A 15,534-nucleotide genomic window follows, 5' to 3' on the forward strand; every position below is an offset into this window, starting at 1 on the left:
TCGTAAACGAATCCATTCAGGGATCGACTACAAGACTCCGCAAGAAGTCCGCAACGAATACCTGAATCGGCAGCTCGCAGCGTAACCGTCCGCAAATGGAGCGGTCCGGAAAGCTCCGGGCAGCCCAGCGGCCACCCATGAACTCACCCACGGATAGGTCAGAAGCCTCATTTAAGCGGCGCGGAAGATGGCGGCGAGGCGAGCTATACCGACCTCGATCTGTTCGGGACTGGCCACGGAGTAGCTCAGGCGCAACCCGTCGGTACGGCGCCGGTCCGCGTAGAACGCTTCTCCCGGCACATAGGCGACACCAGCCTCGATGGCGGCATGCGCCGTCGACGTCGTGTCGAACTCGTCCGGTCCGCTCACCCAGATGAACATCCCGCCATGCGGCCGCGTCCACCGAAACCCCGAGACCCCGGCCAGCTCGCGGTCCAGAGCCGCGAGCATGATGTCCCGACGGCTGCCATAGTGCTCGCAGACCTTGGCGATCTGCCCATCGAGAGAGCCGCCACGCGCGACCTCGAGCGCGAGCATCTGGGTGAATGTGGAGGTGTGCAGGTCGGCAGCCTGCTTGGCTCGGGTGACCGGCGCCAGGGCTTCCGGCGTGGCCGCGAGCCAGGCCAGCCTGAAACCGGGAACCATGGTCTTGGAGAACGTGCCCGCATGGATCACCACGTCCGGCGCCAGGTCCACGAGGTAGGGCAACGGGTCACCTTCGAAGCGCAGATCGCTGTACGGGCTGTCTTCCAGAATCGGCACCCCGTGGGCGCGGGCGAGGTCGACGATCGCGTGCCTGCGAGGCAGGCTCAACGTGGCGCCCGTGGGGTTGTCGAAATCGGGAATGACGTAGATCAGCTTGACGCCGGACTCCAGCGCCTCCGCCAGGGATTCCGGCACCATGCCGTCCTCGTCGATCTCCACAGCGCGAAACCGCACCTCGTACGCTTCGAAGGCGCGCAACGCCCCCGGATAGGTCGGTGCAGCCACCGCCACGACGTCACCCGGATCGAGATAACACTTGCCGACGAGGTCCAGGCCCTGCTGCGAGCCGGACACGATCTGCACGCCCTCGGGCCGCACGCCGGCGTAGCGAGACGCCACCCATGCACGCAGCTCAGGGTCACCCTCGGTGGTGCTGTACTGCAACGACACAGCACCGCGCTTACTCAAGATCCGTTCCGAGGCCTCCCGGATGGCCGCTACCGGAAACAGGTCGGGCGCAGGCAGGCCGCCGGCGAACGAGATGACCTCGCCTCGTTGGGTGAGCTTCAGGATTTCCCGGATGGCTGACGGCCGGAGCCGGCTGGTCCGGCTTGCCGCATGCTGAGACCACGCAATCATGAGACCAAGTGGACCACAGGACGCAACGGACAAGCAGGCCCGCCCTGGCGGCACCGAACCGATGCGACCAGCAGCGGCCGCCGGTTCTTACCTCTGGACCGAATCCGGGGCGCCGAACGATTCGAGGTCGCCACGATGCGGCAGACCTTCCCAGTCGCCGAGCGTGGTGCAGGCGAACGCACCTGCGGAAACGGCGGTATCCAGCCGCTTGTCCGCCGCCTCGCCGGCCATCCACTCGGCCAGGTACCCGGCCACGAATGCGTCGCCGGCACCGACGGTGTCCACGACGGGGACCGCCACCGCCGGGGTCTTGCGGATCTGGCCGTCGATGATCGAATAGGCACCCTCGGCACCTAGCTTGAGCACCACTTGGCCCGGACCGAGCCCGCTCACCGCATGGGCGAGTTCTTCGACAGACCCATCGGGCACGACAAGAGACGCCTCCTCCGGCCCGGCGAAGACCACGTGTGCGCGTTCCACCAGATGCGTCAGCGCCGCGCTCGCTTCTTCCCTGCTCCACAGGCTGGCGCGGTAGTTCAGGTCCAACGACACCAAGGTCTCGTGCTGCCGGGCAATATCCACCGCCTGTTGCACCGCAGACGCCGGTCCGGGACCGAGCGCGGGTGTGATGCCGGTGACGTGCAGCACGTCGGCCGCGGCAATCGCATCGGTGTCGATGTCGAACGCGGTGATGGCCGACGCCGCGCTGCCGGTGCGGTAATAGCGCACGTGGGTCCGCAGCGCATTCGGACGTTCCTTGATCATCAGGCCGGTGGGGCGGCTCGGGTCGACGCGAACGACGGTGTCAACACCTTCGGCTCGCAGCTCCCGTTGGATCAGTTCCCCGAATGCGTCGTCGCCCAGCCGGCTGATCCAGGTAGCCCGGCCGCCCAGCCGGCATACACCGATGGCGACATTGGTCTCCGCGCCGGCCACCGAGAGCCGCATGTCGCGGTTGCTGGCCAGTGCCCCCACCTGCGCCGCCGAGATCAGCGCCATGGTTTCGCCAAGCGTGACCAGCCCGCTCATGCGCTGCCCTGCCTGGCACGGCGGACCTCGCTGAGCGCCCGCTCGGCACGCTCGGCCAACGCGTCCAGGTCCCCGCCGGCCGCTGCGTCGCCCTGGAGCGGACCGCCCAGCCCCACGCCGATGGCCCCCGCACGGATCCAGTCACCGATGTGGTCGAGCGCCACGCCGCCGGTGGGCATGAGCCGCACGTCGGGAAATGGTCCTGCGACGTTCTTGAAGTACGACGGCCCGACCGCCGACGCCGGGAACACCTTGACCGCGCTGGCGCCCGCCCGCCACGCGGTGATGATCTCGGTAGGACTCAGCGCGCCCGGGTACACCGGCACGCCGGCCTCCGCACAGGTGCGGATCACGTCTAACTCGACGGACGGCGACACCACGAACCCCGCCCCGGCATCGAGCACGGCGCGGGCCTCGTCGGGGGTTGTGACAGTGCCCGCCCCGACGTCCACGGTCGAAGGCAGCTCCGCCCGAACCGACGCGATCGCATCGACGGCTCCCGGAGATGTCAAGGTGATCTCCAGGCAGCTGACTCCGGCATCGACAAGCACCCGGCATATCTCACCGAACCGGTCTGCGGAACTGGCCCGCAGGATGGCCATGACACCGGTCTCCTGCAGTTGTGGACTCGGCGCCAATCGGCGGAACGGGTCGGCCTTGTTCATGGCGGTATCTTCCCCTTTCGACTACCTCAGAGTAGACGCCCAACGCGTCGTTCTCATGCGCAGGCTCAGCGGAGTTCGCCTACCATGCGTGACGATCACGCGGTCCGGATCACCTGGTGTCCCGTCCGGCCTTGAACAGCTCGCGCAGCCAACGCAGCCGCTCATTCACCTGGAAGGTCTCACCGCCTTCGTGCTTGTTGAAGTTCCACACCCGGATCTCCTTGGGGCCGGCATAGTGGTTGTGAGAAGCGAAGACGGTCGACGGCGGGCACACCGGGTCCATCATGGCCACGCTGTACAGGGCGGGAGCCGTGCCGCGCGGCGCGAAGTTGATGCCGTCGAAGTAAGACAACGTGCGAAACACTTGCTCTTCGTGGTGGCGGTGGATCGACAGGTACGTGGTGATCTCGCCGTACGGCGCCCGGTCGGTGATCTCGGTGGCCCGCCGGTAGCCGGCGAGGAACGGGACGTCGATGCTGGCCCCGGCCAGCCCTGGAACCAGTGCCGCGACCGCCTGCGTGATCCCGCCGCCCTGACTGCTACCGGCGACGACGATCCGCTCGGCGTCCACGAGCCGATGCTGGGCGGCGGCCTCGACCGCTCGGACACCGTCTGTGAAGACCCGGCGGTAGTAGTAGTCGTCCGGATCGAGAACTCCCCGGGTCATGAAGCCCGGCGCCTGTGGGTTGGAACCGCCAACCGGGTCCGGAGTGTCACCGGGCGAGCCGGCCGAGCCTTGGCCGCGCGTGTCCATGACGAAGCTCGCGTAACCCGCCGCCGGCGCCGTCAGCCAGTCATGCGGCAAACCGCGTCCGCCGCCGTAGCCGATGTAGTTCACGACGGTAGGCAGGGGCTCCGTCGCCCCAGCCGGGACGAGGAGCCAGCCGGCGATCCGGTGACCGCCCCAGCCGGAGAACCGCACGTCATACACGTCGACCAGCGTCAATGCGGCGTCGTACGGGGTAAACTCCACGTCCAGCGGGAACGCTCGCGCCTCGGTCAGGGTCCTCGCCCAGAAGGCGTCGAAATCCGGCTGCTCGTCTCGTTCGGGACGATACTCACGCAACTCGGAAAGTGGTTTGTCGAACAACGGCACGGTCGGGCTCCTTCGGTCCGGGCGAGCGAAAGCTGCCTGCAGCCTATTCCGCCTGCGAAAGCAGGGCGCCGCCCGCCTCCTGGCATGAGCATCGATCCGCCTGGAATGAGCATCGATCCGCGGACGATCAACTGCCACGGGCTCGATGGTGCCCCTCCCGTCCCGGTGATCGTGAGCGGATTTCGGCTTCACAATCTAGACATTTCTCTCACCGCATCGGCTTGTCGCAGCGCGAATCCGCTCACGATCACCGAGATGGCGATCATCTTGCCCTGCAGGCAGACTCGTCGAAGGGTGCGCAGTGGCGTGATGAAAGACTCAGGGGAACAATTCATACCGACAACCTGACATTCTCATCTTCCGATGGAAGGATCCGTCCGATGCATGACGACCGCACACTGATCGAAGACCGGCTCGACCGGGTACTGCGTGAACGGATCCGGCCGGCTGTGTACCCGCGGAAGAGTCAACTGAGTGTCGAGGCGTGGCACGCCCCCGGTGAACCGGTTTCACCCGTCACCGGTTTGGCGGCCGACTACTCTCCCGCGTCGGTGGGCGATCCCTGGGGCCCGCCGTGGGGTACCACCTGGTTCAAGTTCACCGGCACCGTGCCGTCGGAATGGGCCGGACAGACGGTCGAGGCGGTCGTTGACCTCGGATTCACCGGTGGTGGCCCCGGATTCACCGCTGAAGGGCTCGTCTATCTGCCCGACGGCAGCGCTGTGAAGGGCCTGCATCCACGCAGCTACTGGCTGCGGGTCGGCGAGCCCGCGACCGGAAACGAGGAGATCCACTTCTACGTCGAGGCCGCGGCGAACCCGCTCATTCATGGCCCGGTCACGCCGCTCGGGGACACCAGGACCGCCGGAGACCAGCCGCTGTATCGCCTGGTCCAGGCTGATCTGGCCGTCTTCGACGAAACCGTCTGGGAGCTGTGCAACGACCTCGACGTGCTTGGGGAGCTGATGCGCGAACTTCCGGTCGAGCAGCCGCGGCGCTGGGAAATCCTGCGCGCCATCGGTCGGGCGCTGGACGCACTCGACCTGCACGACGTCGGCGGCACCGCCGCGAACGCCCGGGAGCTCCTCGCGCCGGCACTCGCCAGCCCGGCACAGGCGTCGGCACACCAGGTCAGTGCGGTCGGGCATGCGCACATCGACTCGGCGTGGCTGTGGCCGTTGCGGGAGACGGTGCGCAAGGTGGCCCGTACCTCGTCCAACACGGTCAACCTGATGGACGACTACCCCGAGTTCATCTTCGCCATGTCCCAGGCACAGCAGCTGGCGTGGATCAAGGAGCACCGTCCAGAGGTTTACGAGAAAGTCAAGAAGAAGATTGCCGAAGGCCGGTTCATCCCGGTGGGCGGCATGTGGGTCGAAGCAGACACGAACATGCCAGGCGGCGAGGCGATGGCCCGCCAGTTCGTGCACGGCAAGCGATTCTTCGCCGAGGAATTCGGCATCGAGACACAGGAAGTGTGGCTGCCGGACTCCTTCGGCTACTCCGCGGCACTCCCCCAGCTGGTGAAGCTCTCCGCGTCCCGGTACTTCCTCACCCAGAAGATCTCCTGGTCAACCACCAATCCCTTCCCGCACCACACGTTCCGCTGGGAAGGCATCGACGGGTCCCGCGTCTTCACCCACTTCCCGCCGGTGGACACCTACAACAGCGAGTTCACCGGCAAGGAGATGGCCCACCTGGTACGCAATTTCCGGGACAAGGGTTCGGCACGACGCTCTCTGGTCCCGTTCGGGCACGGCGACGGCGGAGGCGGCGCCACCCGGGAGATGCTCGCCCGGGCCTCCCGTTTGCGCGACCTCGACGGCTCGCCCCAGGTGACCATCGAGTCGCCGTCGTCGTTCTTCACCAAGGCCGAAGCCGACTATCCGGATGCGCCTGTGTGGGTGGGCGAGCTGTACCTGGAGTACCACCGCGGAACGTACACGTCGCAGGTCAAGACCAAACAGGGCAACCGCCGCAGCGAACATCTGCTGCGCGAGGCCGAGCTCTGGGCCGCCACCGCCGCCGTGCGCACCGGGTTCAGCTACCCGTACGAGCAACTGGACCGGATCTGGAAGACCGTGCTGCTCCACCAGTTCCATGACATCCTGCCCGGATCGTCCATCGCCTGGGTGCACCGGGAGGCGGCCGACACCTACGCCGCCATCGCCGACGAACTCAACCGCATCATCCTCGATGCGCTGGGCGCGCTGGCCGGCGAGGGCGACCGGCCTCTGGTGTTCAACGGCGCACCACACGAACGCTCAGGCGTCCCTGCCGGCGGCGCCCGGGTACGCGAAGACACCGGCGCCGACACCTCGGTCACGGCGACCGAGCAGGATGGCGGCTGGATCATCGACAACGGGCTGCTGCGCGTCGTCGTCGACGCCAACGGCCTGGTGACCTCCGTCGTCGACCACGAAACCGGACGTGACGCCCTCGTCCCCGGGCAGCCGGCCAACCTGCTGCAGATGCATCCCGATCTGCCGATCCAGTACGACGCCTGGGACATCGAGTCTTACTATCGCAACACCGTCACCGACCTGGCTGACGCCGATCTCGTGGAGATCGAGCGGTCCGGATCCGACGTCACTGTTCGGGCCCACCGCAGCACCGGCCGCAACGGGACCACCCTGGTGCAGTCCATCACCCTGCGTGCGGGCAGCCGCGTCGTCGACTTCGACACAACGGTCGACTGGCACGAGTCGGAGATGCTGCTCAAGGCCGCGTTCCCGCTGGACGTGCGCGCCGAGGTGTCGTCGTCGGAAACCCAGTTCGGGCATGTCAAGCGCGCCACACACACCAACACGTCGTGGGAGGCGGCCAAGTTCGAGATCTGTGCACACCGGTTCCTGCACGTAGCCGAGCCAGGCTGGGGGGTCGCGCTGGTCAACGACTCCACCTACGGGCACGACGTCACCCGCGACATGCGTGACGACGGCGGGACCACCACCACGGTGCGGTTGTCGCTCGTGCGTGCCCCCCGGTTCCCCGACCCGGAGACCGACCAGGGCCGGCACTCGTTCCGGTATGCGCTGGTTCCCGCGGCCGGCATCGGCGACGCCGTGCGCGAGGGGTACCGGATCAATCTGCCTGAGCACCACATCGGCGGGGGCCGCGAGGTCCAGCCGCTGCTGGCGGTGGACAACGACGACGTCGTGGTCGAGGCGGTCAAGCTGGCCGACGACGGCTCCGGCGACGTCGTCATCCGGCTCTACGAGTCCGCAGGTGGTCAGGCGACTGCTCGGGTGACAGCTGGGTTCCAGGTCGGATCCGCCGTGCCGACCGATCTGCTGGAACGGCCCTTCGAAGAAGCGACCAGCGGAGCGAAAGTGACGCTCGAGGGCGACACCGTGCAGCTCCGGCTGCGCCCATTCCAGATCGTCACCCTGAGGCTGGGCCGGGCCGCACAGACCTGATCCCTCGCCCGCTAGTTCCCCGCCTAGATGATCATGTTTGGTGGGTTTCCTCGCGCCTTACCAGGCCTGCAGGCCTATCGACGCACGGGGAAACCCACCAAACATGATCATCTAGGCGAGGGCTACGGGACAAACGCGCGCTGTGCCTCGCGGCGGAACTCCCGCGGTGTCAGCTCATACACGTCCCGGAAACAACGTGTGAAATAGGACTGACTGGAGAAGCCGCACCGATGGGCGATCGACGTCACTGAATCGGCGGTAGTGGCCAGCAACGACGCCGCCCGCTCCAGCCGGAGACCGGTCACGAAGCGCGTGGGCGTGGTCCCCGCGCAGACGCGCATGGTCCGGGACAGATGCGCCGGGCTGACGTTGCACAGATCCACCAGGCGGGCAACACCGCCACGCAGGTTCTCCTCGCGGCGCATCGCCGAGCAGGAATCGGTGAGCCACACCGGCCAGCGGCCGGCCGCGGACCACGAGTCATCGTCGCCTGGCTGCGCAACCACGGCGAGCACGTCCGTCCAGAACCGCACCAGATCCAGCTTGCTGGGCCGCCCGTAGAACCGCTCCAGCGCGGTCTCGAACGCTTGATGAGCCGAACCTGCCACGCCCTCGGGCGAACTGAAGACAACAGGATCGGCCTGGTGCTCCCAGCCATGGCTCGGGTCGGCCCCGGCCAGTTCCAGAAACTGCCGCCATGCCGTCGCCGGAAACGCCACGTTGATGAACTCGAGTCCATCGGGCGACAACCCGGCGAACGCGTGCTGATCCCGCGGACGTACCAGCACGATGTCGCCAGCGCTGAGCAAGTGCCGTCCGTCCGGGCGCAGGTGCTCCCCAGCCCCGGACGTCACGCCCATGAACTCATAGAAGTCGGCGTGACCATGCAGGCCCGACGTCGGGGCGCGGGGGCCGAAGTGCACCCGCGCGGCGTGATACGGGCGGCCCTGGGCATGCCGGTCGAACCACAGTAGCTGGCGCACATCAACAGAGTACAAATACTCGCAATCGGCGTACTATTCTCGCCCGAGCGTCGCAGCGCACCATGGCATCAACAGGCCACACCAGCCCCAGTCCCGCGGAGGACTCCATGGTCAACGAGGCACCATCCAGCTACTCCCACCAGGCCGATCGCCCTGTGACCGCGGCGGAACGTGAACGTGTGCGCAGCGATTTCCAACGCGATGGCTACGTCGTATTCCGGAACGTCGTGGATGCTGACCTCATCAAGGAAATGAACGGACATGTCGAGTGGCTCCAACGCCGCCACCCGGAAGTGCGGCCGGAGCAGCTGGGGCACACCTACCTGCGCGACGATCCGTTCTGGGTTCACGTGGTCAGCGACCAGCGTCTGCTCCAGGTCGCCGAAACGTTCATCGGCCACGACATCGCGCTATTCGCATCGCATTACATCTCCAAGCCGCCGTTCTCGGGGCAACCGGTGCTCTGGCACCAGGACGCTGCCTTCTGGCCGCTGGAGCCGATGGATGTCGTCACGTTGTGGCTCGCCGTGGACCACTCCACGCCCGAGAACGGATGTGTACGAGTCGTACCTGGATCACACACCTGGGATGTCGCCGAAATGACTGAGAACACGCAGGTGGAGAGTGTGCTCGGCAAAGAGATCGCGGTGGACGTCGACGAGACGCAGGCGCTGGATATGGTGCTGGCTCCAGGAGACGTCGAGGTGCACCACCCGAACATCGTCCATGGCAGCACCGCCAACACCTCCCCGCACCGACGATGCGGGCTCACCATCCGCTACATCCCGACCACGACGAAGATCATCGCTGCCGAACAGCCGTATCCAAGCGCATTTCACCTGCAAGGGGATCCAGGCGTCAACGTCTACCAGCCTCGGCCGCGGTACAACCCCGGCCGCCACTACGAGTTCAGCGCCGCCACCCGCTGGACCTGACACGACGCCGTGCGGCGCGCGGTGCGAAGATTTCCGGTCATGAGCAAGAAGAAGCAGGCCGGCAGGGGCACACCGGCTACCGTCATGCTGCAACGCTCCGGTACTCCACACACGGTGCATCCGTATGAGCACAACCCGGACGCCGAGTCGTACGGATTGGAAGCCGCCCATGCTCTCGGTGTGCCTCCGGAGCGTGTGTTCAAGACGCTGCTGGCCGATGTCGACGGCGGGCGGCTCGTCGTCGGAATCGTGCCGGTATCCGGCTCGCTGGATCTCAAGTCGCTGGCCAGCGCCGTCGGCGGTAAACGCGCCACCATGGCCGACATCGCCGACGCCGAGCGGGTCACCGGTTATGTGGCCGGTGGGATCAGTCCGCTGGGCCAACGCAAGCGCCTGCCGACGGTGATCGACGACACCGCGACCGCCTACGAGACCATCTACGTCTCGGGTGGGCGCCGGGGCCTGGACATCGAACTGGCGCCGGCGCAACTCATCGAGCTCACCGGGGCAACGACCGCTCAGATCGCTCGACCAGGCTTTGCCAGCTGATTCGCGATACCCAGGACGACCCACGAACGCCTCGGTTTGACTCGGGCCGGCCACACGAAGGGTGGTTCACCGCACTTGTGGGAAAATGTCGGGTGCCGCCGGCCGGCCTCGTTCAAGGATCAGCGTTGATCCCGCGAGCTGACGTCTTCAAGAGATCAAGGATCAACGTATGACCGACCGGGCGACCGGGTTACTCGACCGCCCAACGTCCCAGCAGCCACCTTCGCGCACCCACCGGCAACGAGTCGCGGCCTTCGTCGAGTCCAAAGGCTTCCAGCGGCTGATCGTCTCCCTTATCGTGCTCAATGCCGCTGTGCTGGGCCTGGAGACCTATGACGAGGTCACAGCACGCTGGGATTGGCTGCTGAGCCCGCTCAACCGTTTCATCATTGCGGTGTTCGTGGCCGAGATCGCCTTGCGGATCTTTGCCCACGGCCGCTCCTTCTTCCGCTCCGGCTGGGGCTTGTTCGACCTGTTCGTCGTCACGCTCGCGCTGATACCAGCCTCCGGAGACGCCGCCGTCCTGCGGGTATTGCGGGTCTTGCGGGTTCTGCGGTTGCTCTCCACGGTGCGGTCGATGCGGCGGGTCGTCGGCGCGCTGGTGACAGCCATTCCTGGCATAGCTTCGATCGGAGCTCTGCTGGTGATCCTGTACTACGTCGGGATCGTCATGGCCACCAACCTGTTCAGCGGGATCTCACCGGAACACTTCGGCAACCTTGGCCAGACCGCCACCTCCATGTTCCGCATCATGATCGGCGACGGCGGCCTCGGTGACATCGTCGAGCCGATCGGGCGGGAACAACCAGCGGCGTGGCTGTTCTTCCTCATCTTCGTCGTCGTCACCACCTTTGTGGTTCTCAACCTTTTCATCGCCGTCACGGTCGAGGCGCTGGACCGGCAGAGAGAGAACGAATCGCGCGACGACGACACTTCCAGCTCAGGCCCGGACCGCGAGGACCAGCTCCTCGAGGCGATCAAGGACCTGCAGCGCCAAGTCAGCTCACTGGAACGCCGCCTGGACGGCCCCGGCAATCCCCAGCAATAGTTCCGCCGCGCTCACTCGCCTCATCGGTGGTCCCAGATCCAAGGCGACCTGTCGTCACGGAACAACGACATCAACGTCACGACGATGATCGCCAGCAGCGGCCAGACGAACAACGCCGCCGGCGCTTCAAGTTCCATCGGAAGCTGCACCTCAGTGCCGGGTTCGTCGTTGACCGCGGACGGGCCGAGCAGGATGCCAACGCCCATGGCCAGCAGCGAGCCACCGAAACCACCTGTTGCGAGAGCGAGCAGAGTGGTCACCGGCCGCCGGCGGTGACGGGGACCGAACACGGCACCAAGAAGAATCCCGATGGCGGCACCGAGCAGCGAAAACACGGCCACCCGGTCGAAGAGCTGGCGAGCCTCGGCGATCGGAACAGCAACACCTTCTTCGGCGACCTGGCCGGTGATGTCAGGAGTGAACATCAACCACGCCACTCCGAAGAGCACACCGACGACCACTGACGTCACGCCGATCTCGGCGGCAACCTTACGGGTGCTGGGCAGCGGATTACGCCGGCCGGTCCTGGTTCGCGCCCCGGACGGCGTGTCGTCGCGGGTGCCCGGTGCCTGAGGTGGCCGCTCCGATGACGCGGGCCAGGCCCAGGGGTCACGGCTCATGCGAACCGGCCGGAGTCAGAATTTTCGCGCACACGCATCTATACCATCAGACCACACATGTCGGACCCAGTAGCGCCTTGAGATCACCCATCAACGCCGACGACGGTGTGACTCGCAGGCCGTCGGACAACCGCATCAGCGTGGTCCGTTCCGAGCCGGTCAGCTTGAGATGAACCTCGGTGGCGCCTGGGTGTGTCGCCAGGACATCTTTGAGCCGTTCGACAACCGGCGGCGTGCACCTGGTCAACGGCATGGTGACCATCAGCGGACCGGTGGGCGCGGCCGAGACGTCGGGCATGCTGAGTTCACTGGCGATGAATTGTGGTGCCTCGTCGCGCCGGTCCAGCTTCCCTTTCACAGTCACGACCTCGTCTTCGATCAGCTGCATGGCATGCAGCTGATAGGTGGCCGGGAAGAACAGGCACTCGATGGAGCCTTCGAGGTCTTCCACGGTGGCGATGGCCCACGTGTCGCCTCGTTTGGTGACCTTGCGCTGGATGGCGGTGATGAGCCCACCGATGGTCAGATTGGTGCCGCTCGGGACCTCGGTTTCGTCGCTGAGCGCAGAAATCGGCCGGTCAACCACTGAGGAGAGCACGTGTTCGATGCCGAGGAGTGGGTGGTCGGAAACATAAAGCCCGAGCATCTCGCGCTCGTAGCCGAGTTTGACCTTCTTGTCCCACTCAGCCAGATCAGGCACGCTGACCTCGAGACCCGCAGACTCCTCGCCGCCTGCTCCACCGAACAGGTCGAACTGGCCGATGGCTTCGTTGCGTTTCAACGTGATGACCGCGTCCACCGTCTCGTCGACGATGGATACCAGGGCTCGGCGGGCGTATCCCATGGAGTCGAACGCACCGGCTTTGACCAGCGACTCGACCACACGCTTGTTGCACACTGGCACCGGAACCTTGTTCATGAAGTCCGGGAAGTTCTCGTATCGGCCTTCGCTCTTGCGTGCGGCGACGATCCCGTCGACGACGTTGGTGCCGACGTTACGGATAGCGGCCAACCCGAAACGGATGTCAGTGCCGACCGGCGTGAAGTCACCCTCGGACTCGTTGACGTCGGGCGGGAACACCTTGATGCCCATGCGCCGGCACTGCCCCAGGTAGAGCGCGGTCTTGTCTTTGTCACCCCGGACGGAAGTCAGCACAGCCGCCATGTACTCGGCGGGGTAATGAGCCTTCAGGTACGCGGTCCAGTACGACACAAGGCCGTAAGCGGCGCTGTGGGCCTTGTTGAACGCGTAGTCGGAGAACGGAACGAGGATGTCCCAGAGCGTCTTGATCGCCGCTTCGGAGAAGCCGTTGGCTTTCATGCCGTCTGAGAAGCCGACGAACTCCGCGTCGAGCACCTCGCGCTTCTTCTTGCCCATGGCACGGCGCAACAGATCCGCTTTACCGAGCGTGTACCCGGCCAGCTTCTGGGCGATCTCCATGACCTGCTCCTGGTACACGATCAGGCCGTAGGTGGTACCCAGGATCGGCTCCAGCGCTTCGGCCAGCTCGGGATGGATCGGGGTGATCTCCTGCTGGCCGTTCTTGCGCTGGGCATAGTTGATGTGTGAGTTGGCGCCCATCGGCCCTGGCCGGTACAGGGCGCCGAGGGCGGAGATGTCTTCGAACGTGTCGGGTTGCATCAGCCGGCACAGCTGCTGGTAACCGGTGCCGTCGAATTGGAAGACACCGAGTGTGTCCCCCCGGCTGAGCAGCTCATACGTGGCCGGATCATCCAACGTGAGCTCGTCGAGGTCGACCGGATCCTTGCCGTTGCGGACGATGTTCTTCAGCGCGTCGTCGAGGATCGTGAGATTGCGCAGCCCCAAGAAGTCCATCTTGACCAGGCCGAGCGTCTCGCAGGTCGGATAGTCGAACTGCGTGATGATGGCGCCGTCTTGCTCGCGCTTCATGATGGGGATGGTGTCCAGCAGCGGCTCGGAGGACATGATGACCCCCGCCGCGTGCACGCCCCACTGCCGTTTCAGGTTCTCCAAACCCCTGGCGGTGTCGACGACTTTGCGCACGTCCGCGTCGGCCTCGTACAGCTGGCGGAATTCGCCTGCCTCCGAGTATCGCTTGTGTTCGGGATCGAAGATGCCGCTCAGCGGGACGTCTTTGCCCATGACCGAGGGCGGCATGGCCTTGGTGATCCGCTCCCCCATGGCGAACGGGAAACCGAGCACCCGAGAAGCATCCTTGACGGCCTGCTTCGCCTTGATAGTGCCGTAGGTGACGATCTGCGCGACGTGATCGCTACCGTACTTGTCGGTGACATAGCGGATGACCTCACCACGGCCGCGCTCGTCGAAGTCGACGTCGAAGTCGGGCATCGAGGCGCGTTCCGGATTGAGGAATCGCTCGAAGATCAGACCGTGTTTGAGGGGATCGAGGTCGGTGATGCCCATCGCATACGCCGTCATGGACCCGGCGCCGGAGCCACGGCCAGGACCGACCCGCACGCCGTTCTTCTTGGACCAGTTGATGAAGTCCGCCACGATCAGGTAATAGCCGGCGTACCCCTTGCCGGTGACGACGTTGGTCTCATACTCGGCCTGCTTGCGGACTTCGTCGGGAATGCCGTCGGGGTAGCGCATATGCAATCCCCGCTCGACCTCTTTGACGAACCACGAGGTCTCGTCCTCCCCCGCAGGCACGGGGAAGTGCGGCATGTACCGGCCGGCCTCCTCGATGAACTCGACCTCACACCGCTCCGCCACCAGCAGCGTGTTGTCACACGCCTCCGGGAGACCCGACCAGACCGAGCGCATCTCTTCGGCCGTCTTGAGATAGAAGTCTTCGGCGTCGAACTTGAACCGCTTGGGGTCGGCCAGCGTGGAACCGGACTGCACGCACAGCAAGACCTCGTGCGCCTTGTGGTCCGCCTTGTGGGTGTAGTGGAGGTCGTTGGTGGCCAGCAACGGCAGACCGAGCTGCTTGGCGAGGCGCAACAGGTCTTCCCGGATCCGCGTCTCGATCGACAGACCGTGGTCCATCAGCTCGACGAAGAAGTTCTCCTTGCCGAAGATGTCCCGGAACTCAGCGGCCGACGCGACGGCGTCGTCGAACTTGCCGAGCCGCAGCAAGGTCTGGACCTCACCGCTGGGGCAACCCGTGGTGGCGATCAGGCCGCCGGCGTAGGTCTGCAGGATCTCGCGGTCCATCCGCGGTTTGAAGTAGAACCCTTCGAGGGACGCCAGCGACGAGAGCCGGAACAGGTTGTGCATTCCGGCGGTGTTCTCGGCCAGCAGCGTCATATGTGTGTACGCACCGCTGCCCGAGACATCGTCCCCGCCGCCGTCACCCCACCGGACCCGGGTTTTGTCGAATCGGCTCGTCTTCGGCGTCAGATAGGCCTCGGTGCCGATGATCGGCTTGATGCCGTGGGCCTTCGCCTTGCTGTAGAACTCGTACGCGCCGAAGACGTTGCCGTGGTCGGTGGTGGCCACGGCCGGCATTCCCTGCCTGGCGGCTTCAGCGAACAGGTCATCCAGCCGAGCAGCACCGTCAAGCATCGAATACTCGGTGTGCACGTGCAGATGGACGAAGTCCCCGGAGCTGGACCCAGCACTCGACACGACTTAACCAGACCTCCTAGAACAGCCACACGCAGGCAGAAGCCAACAACTCCCACGCCGCACTCGCACCCCGCACTCACACTGGGCCCAGACGCGCGCGCAACCGAGAATAATGCCACTCTAGGTGGCCGCGCCGACAAGGTTGCGACGCCACCCCGAGGCACCCTGCGAACGCAGCCAGATACGGTGGCGGCCACAGTGACCGGCGTACGGTGGGAGCCGGGAGACCCGCCAGGGGCCACACCGCCGCCTCGCCGCATCGTGCGAGA

At 65.7% G+C, this 15,534-nt stretch carries 11 protein-coding genes; 4 read left to right on the plus strand and 7 right to left on the minus strand.

Annotation, left to right across the window (positions count from 1 at the left end):
• Positions 1–171: 171 nt before the first annotated feature.
• From F7O44_RS19070 to F7O44_RS19085, 4 genes are all read right to left on the minus strand, one after another.
• Positions 172–1,344 carry an aminotransferase-like domain-containing protein gene (locus tag F7O44_RS19070; RefSeq protein WP_162451888.1) on the minus strand — a complete coding sequence of 391 codons (1,173 nt, stop codon included), beginning with the start codon at positions 1,342–1,344 and terminating at the stop codon, positions 172–174.
• An 87-nt stretch (positions 1,345–1,431) separates the two neighbouring features.
• Positions 1,432–2,373, minus strand: a complete 942-nt coding sequence (locus tag F7O44_RS19075) for a sugar kinase (RefSeq protein ID WP_162451889.1) — start codon at positions 2,371–2,373, stop codon at positions 1,432–1,434.
• A complete protein-coding gene (locus tag F7O44_RS19080; RefSeq protein WP_162451890.1) occupies positions 2,370–3,038 on the minus strand; it encodes a bifunctional 4-hydroxy-2-oxoglutarate aldolase/2-dehydro-3-deoxy-phosphogluconate aldolase in 669 nt (222 codons plus the stop codon). Before F7O44_RS19080 ends, F7O44_RS19075 begins: the two co-directional genes overlap by 4 nt.
• Before the next feature lie 109 nt (positions 3,039–3,147).
• Complete coding sequence (locus F7O44_RS19085) at positions 3,148–4,134, minus strand: acetylxylan esterase (RefSeq protein WP_162451891.1); 987 nt, start codon at positions 4,132–4,134, stop codon at positions 3,148–3,150.
• A 380-nt stretch (positions 4,135–4,514) separates the two neighbouring features.
• Between F7O44_RS19085 and F7O44_RS19090 the strand changes: the two genes are divergently transcribed.
• A complete protein-coding gene (locus tag F7O44_RS19090) occupies positions 4,515–7,553 on the plus strand; it encodes an alpha-mannosidase (protein WP_162451892.1) in 3,039 nt (1,012 codons plus the stop codon).
• Between the two features lie 122 nt (positions 7,554–7,675).
• On the opposite strand, the gene F7O44_RS19095 is transcribed toward F7O44_RS19090, so the two are convergent.
• Complete coding sequence (locus F7O44_RS19095) at positions 7,676–8,536, minus strand: helix-turn-helix domain-containing protein (RefSeq protein WP_162451893.1); 861 nt, start codon at positions 8,534–8,536, stop codon at positions 7,676–7,678.
• Between the two features lie 107 nt (positions 8,537–8,643).
• On the opposite strand from F7O44_RS19095, the gene F7O44_RS19100 reads away from it, so the two are divergent.
• The 3 genes from F7O44_RS19100 (at position 8,644) to F7O44_RS19110 (ending at position 11,068) form a co-directional block, all read left to right on the plus strand.
• Complete coding sequence (locus tag F7O44_RS19100; RefSeq protein WP_162451894.1) at positions 8,644–9,471, plus strand: phytanoyl-CoA dioxygenase family protein; 828 nt, start codon at positions 8,644–8,646, stop codon at positions 9,469–9,471.
• A 39-nt stretch (positions 9,472–9,510) separates the two neighbouring features.
• Positions 9,511–10,020, plus strand: a complete 510-nt coding sequence (gene ybaK, locus F7O44_RS19105; protein ID WP_162451895.1) for a Cys-tRNA(Pro) deacylase — start codon at positions 9,511–9,513, stop codon at positions 10,018–10,020.
• 169 nt (positions 10,021–10,189) lie between these two features.
• The gene (locus F7O44_RS19110) at positions 10,190–11,068 is read left to right on the plus strand and encodes an ion transporter (protein WP_162451896.1); all 879 of its coding nucleotides are present in this window, start codon (positions 10,190–10,192) and stop codon (positions 11,066–11,068) included.
• 20 nt (positions 11,069–11,088) lie between these two features.
• On the opposite strand, the gene F7O44_RS19115 is transcribed toward F7O44_RS19110, so the two are convergent.
• Together F7O44_RS19115 and dnaE are read right to left on the minus strand one after the other, a co-directional pair.
• Positions 11,089–11,688, minus strand: a complete 600-nt coding sequence (locus tag F7O44_RS19115; protein WP_162451897.1) for a hypothetical protein — start codon at positions 11,686–11,688, stop codon at positions 11,089–11,091.
• 46 nt (positions 11,689–11,734) lie between these two features.
• The gene (dnaE, locus tag F7O44_RS19120) at positions 11,735–15,202 is read right to left on the minus strand and encodes a DNA polymerase III subunit alpha (RefSeq protein ID WP_187361479.1); all 3,468 of its coding nucleotides are present in this window, start codon (positions 15,200–15,202) and stop codon (positions 11,735–11,737) included.
• Between the last annotated feature and the right edge of the window lie 332 nt (positions 15,203–15,534).

The organism is Phytoactinopolyspora mesophila (genome assembly GCF_010122465.1).
Classification (GTDB): domain Bacteria; phylum Actinomycetota; class Actinomycetes; order Jiangellales; family Jiangellaceae; genus Phytoactinopolyspora; species Phytoactinopolyspora mesophila.

Bases quoted from the DNA above. Each gene is read 5' to 3' on its own strand.
- F7O44_RS19070 (WP_162451888.1), bottom strand. From the start codon at position 1,344: ATGATTGCGTGGTCTCAGCATGCGGCAAGCCGGACCAGCCGGCTCCGG.
- F7O44_RS19075 (WP_162451889.1), bottom strand. From the start codon at position 2,373: ATGAGCGGGCTGGTCACGCTTGGCGAAACCATGGCGCTGATCTCGGCG.
- F7O44_RS19080 (WP_162451890.1), bottom strand. From the start codon at position 3,038: ATGAACAAGGCCGACCCGTTCCGCCGATTGGCGCCGAGTCCACAACTG.
- F7O44_RS19090 (WP_162451892.1), top strand. From the start codon at position 4,515: ATGCATGACGACCGCACACTGATCGAAGACCGGCTCGACCGGGTACTG.
- F7O44_RS19100 (WP_162451894.1), top strand. From the start codon at position 8,644: ATGGTCAACGAGGCACCATCCAGCTACTCCCACCAGGCCGATCGCCCT.
- ybaK (WP_162451895.1), top strand. From the start codon at position 9,511: ATGAGCAAGAAGAAGCAGGCCGGCAGGGGCACACCGGCTACCGTCATG.
- F7O44_RS19110 (WP_162451896.1), top strand. From the start codon at position 10,190: ATGACCGACCGGGCGACCGGGTTACTCGACCGCCCAACGTCCCAGCAG.
- F7O44_RS19115 (WP_162451897.1), bottom strand. From the start codon at position 11,688: ATGAGCCGTGACCCCTGGGCCTGGCCCGCGTCATCGGAGCGGCCACCT.
- dnaE (WP_187361479.1), bottom strand. From the start codon at position 15,202: ATGCTTGACGGTGCTGCTCGGCTGGATGACCTGTTCGCTGAAGCCGCC.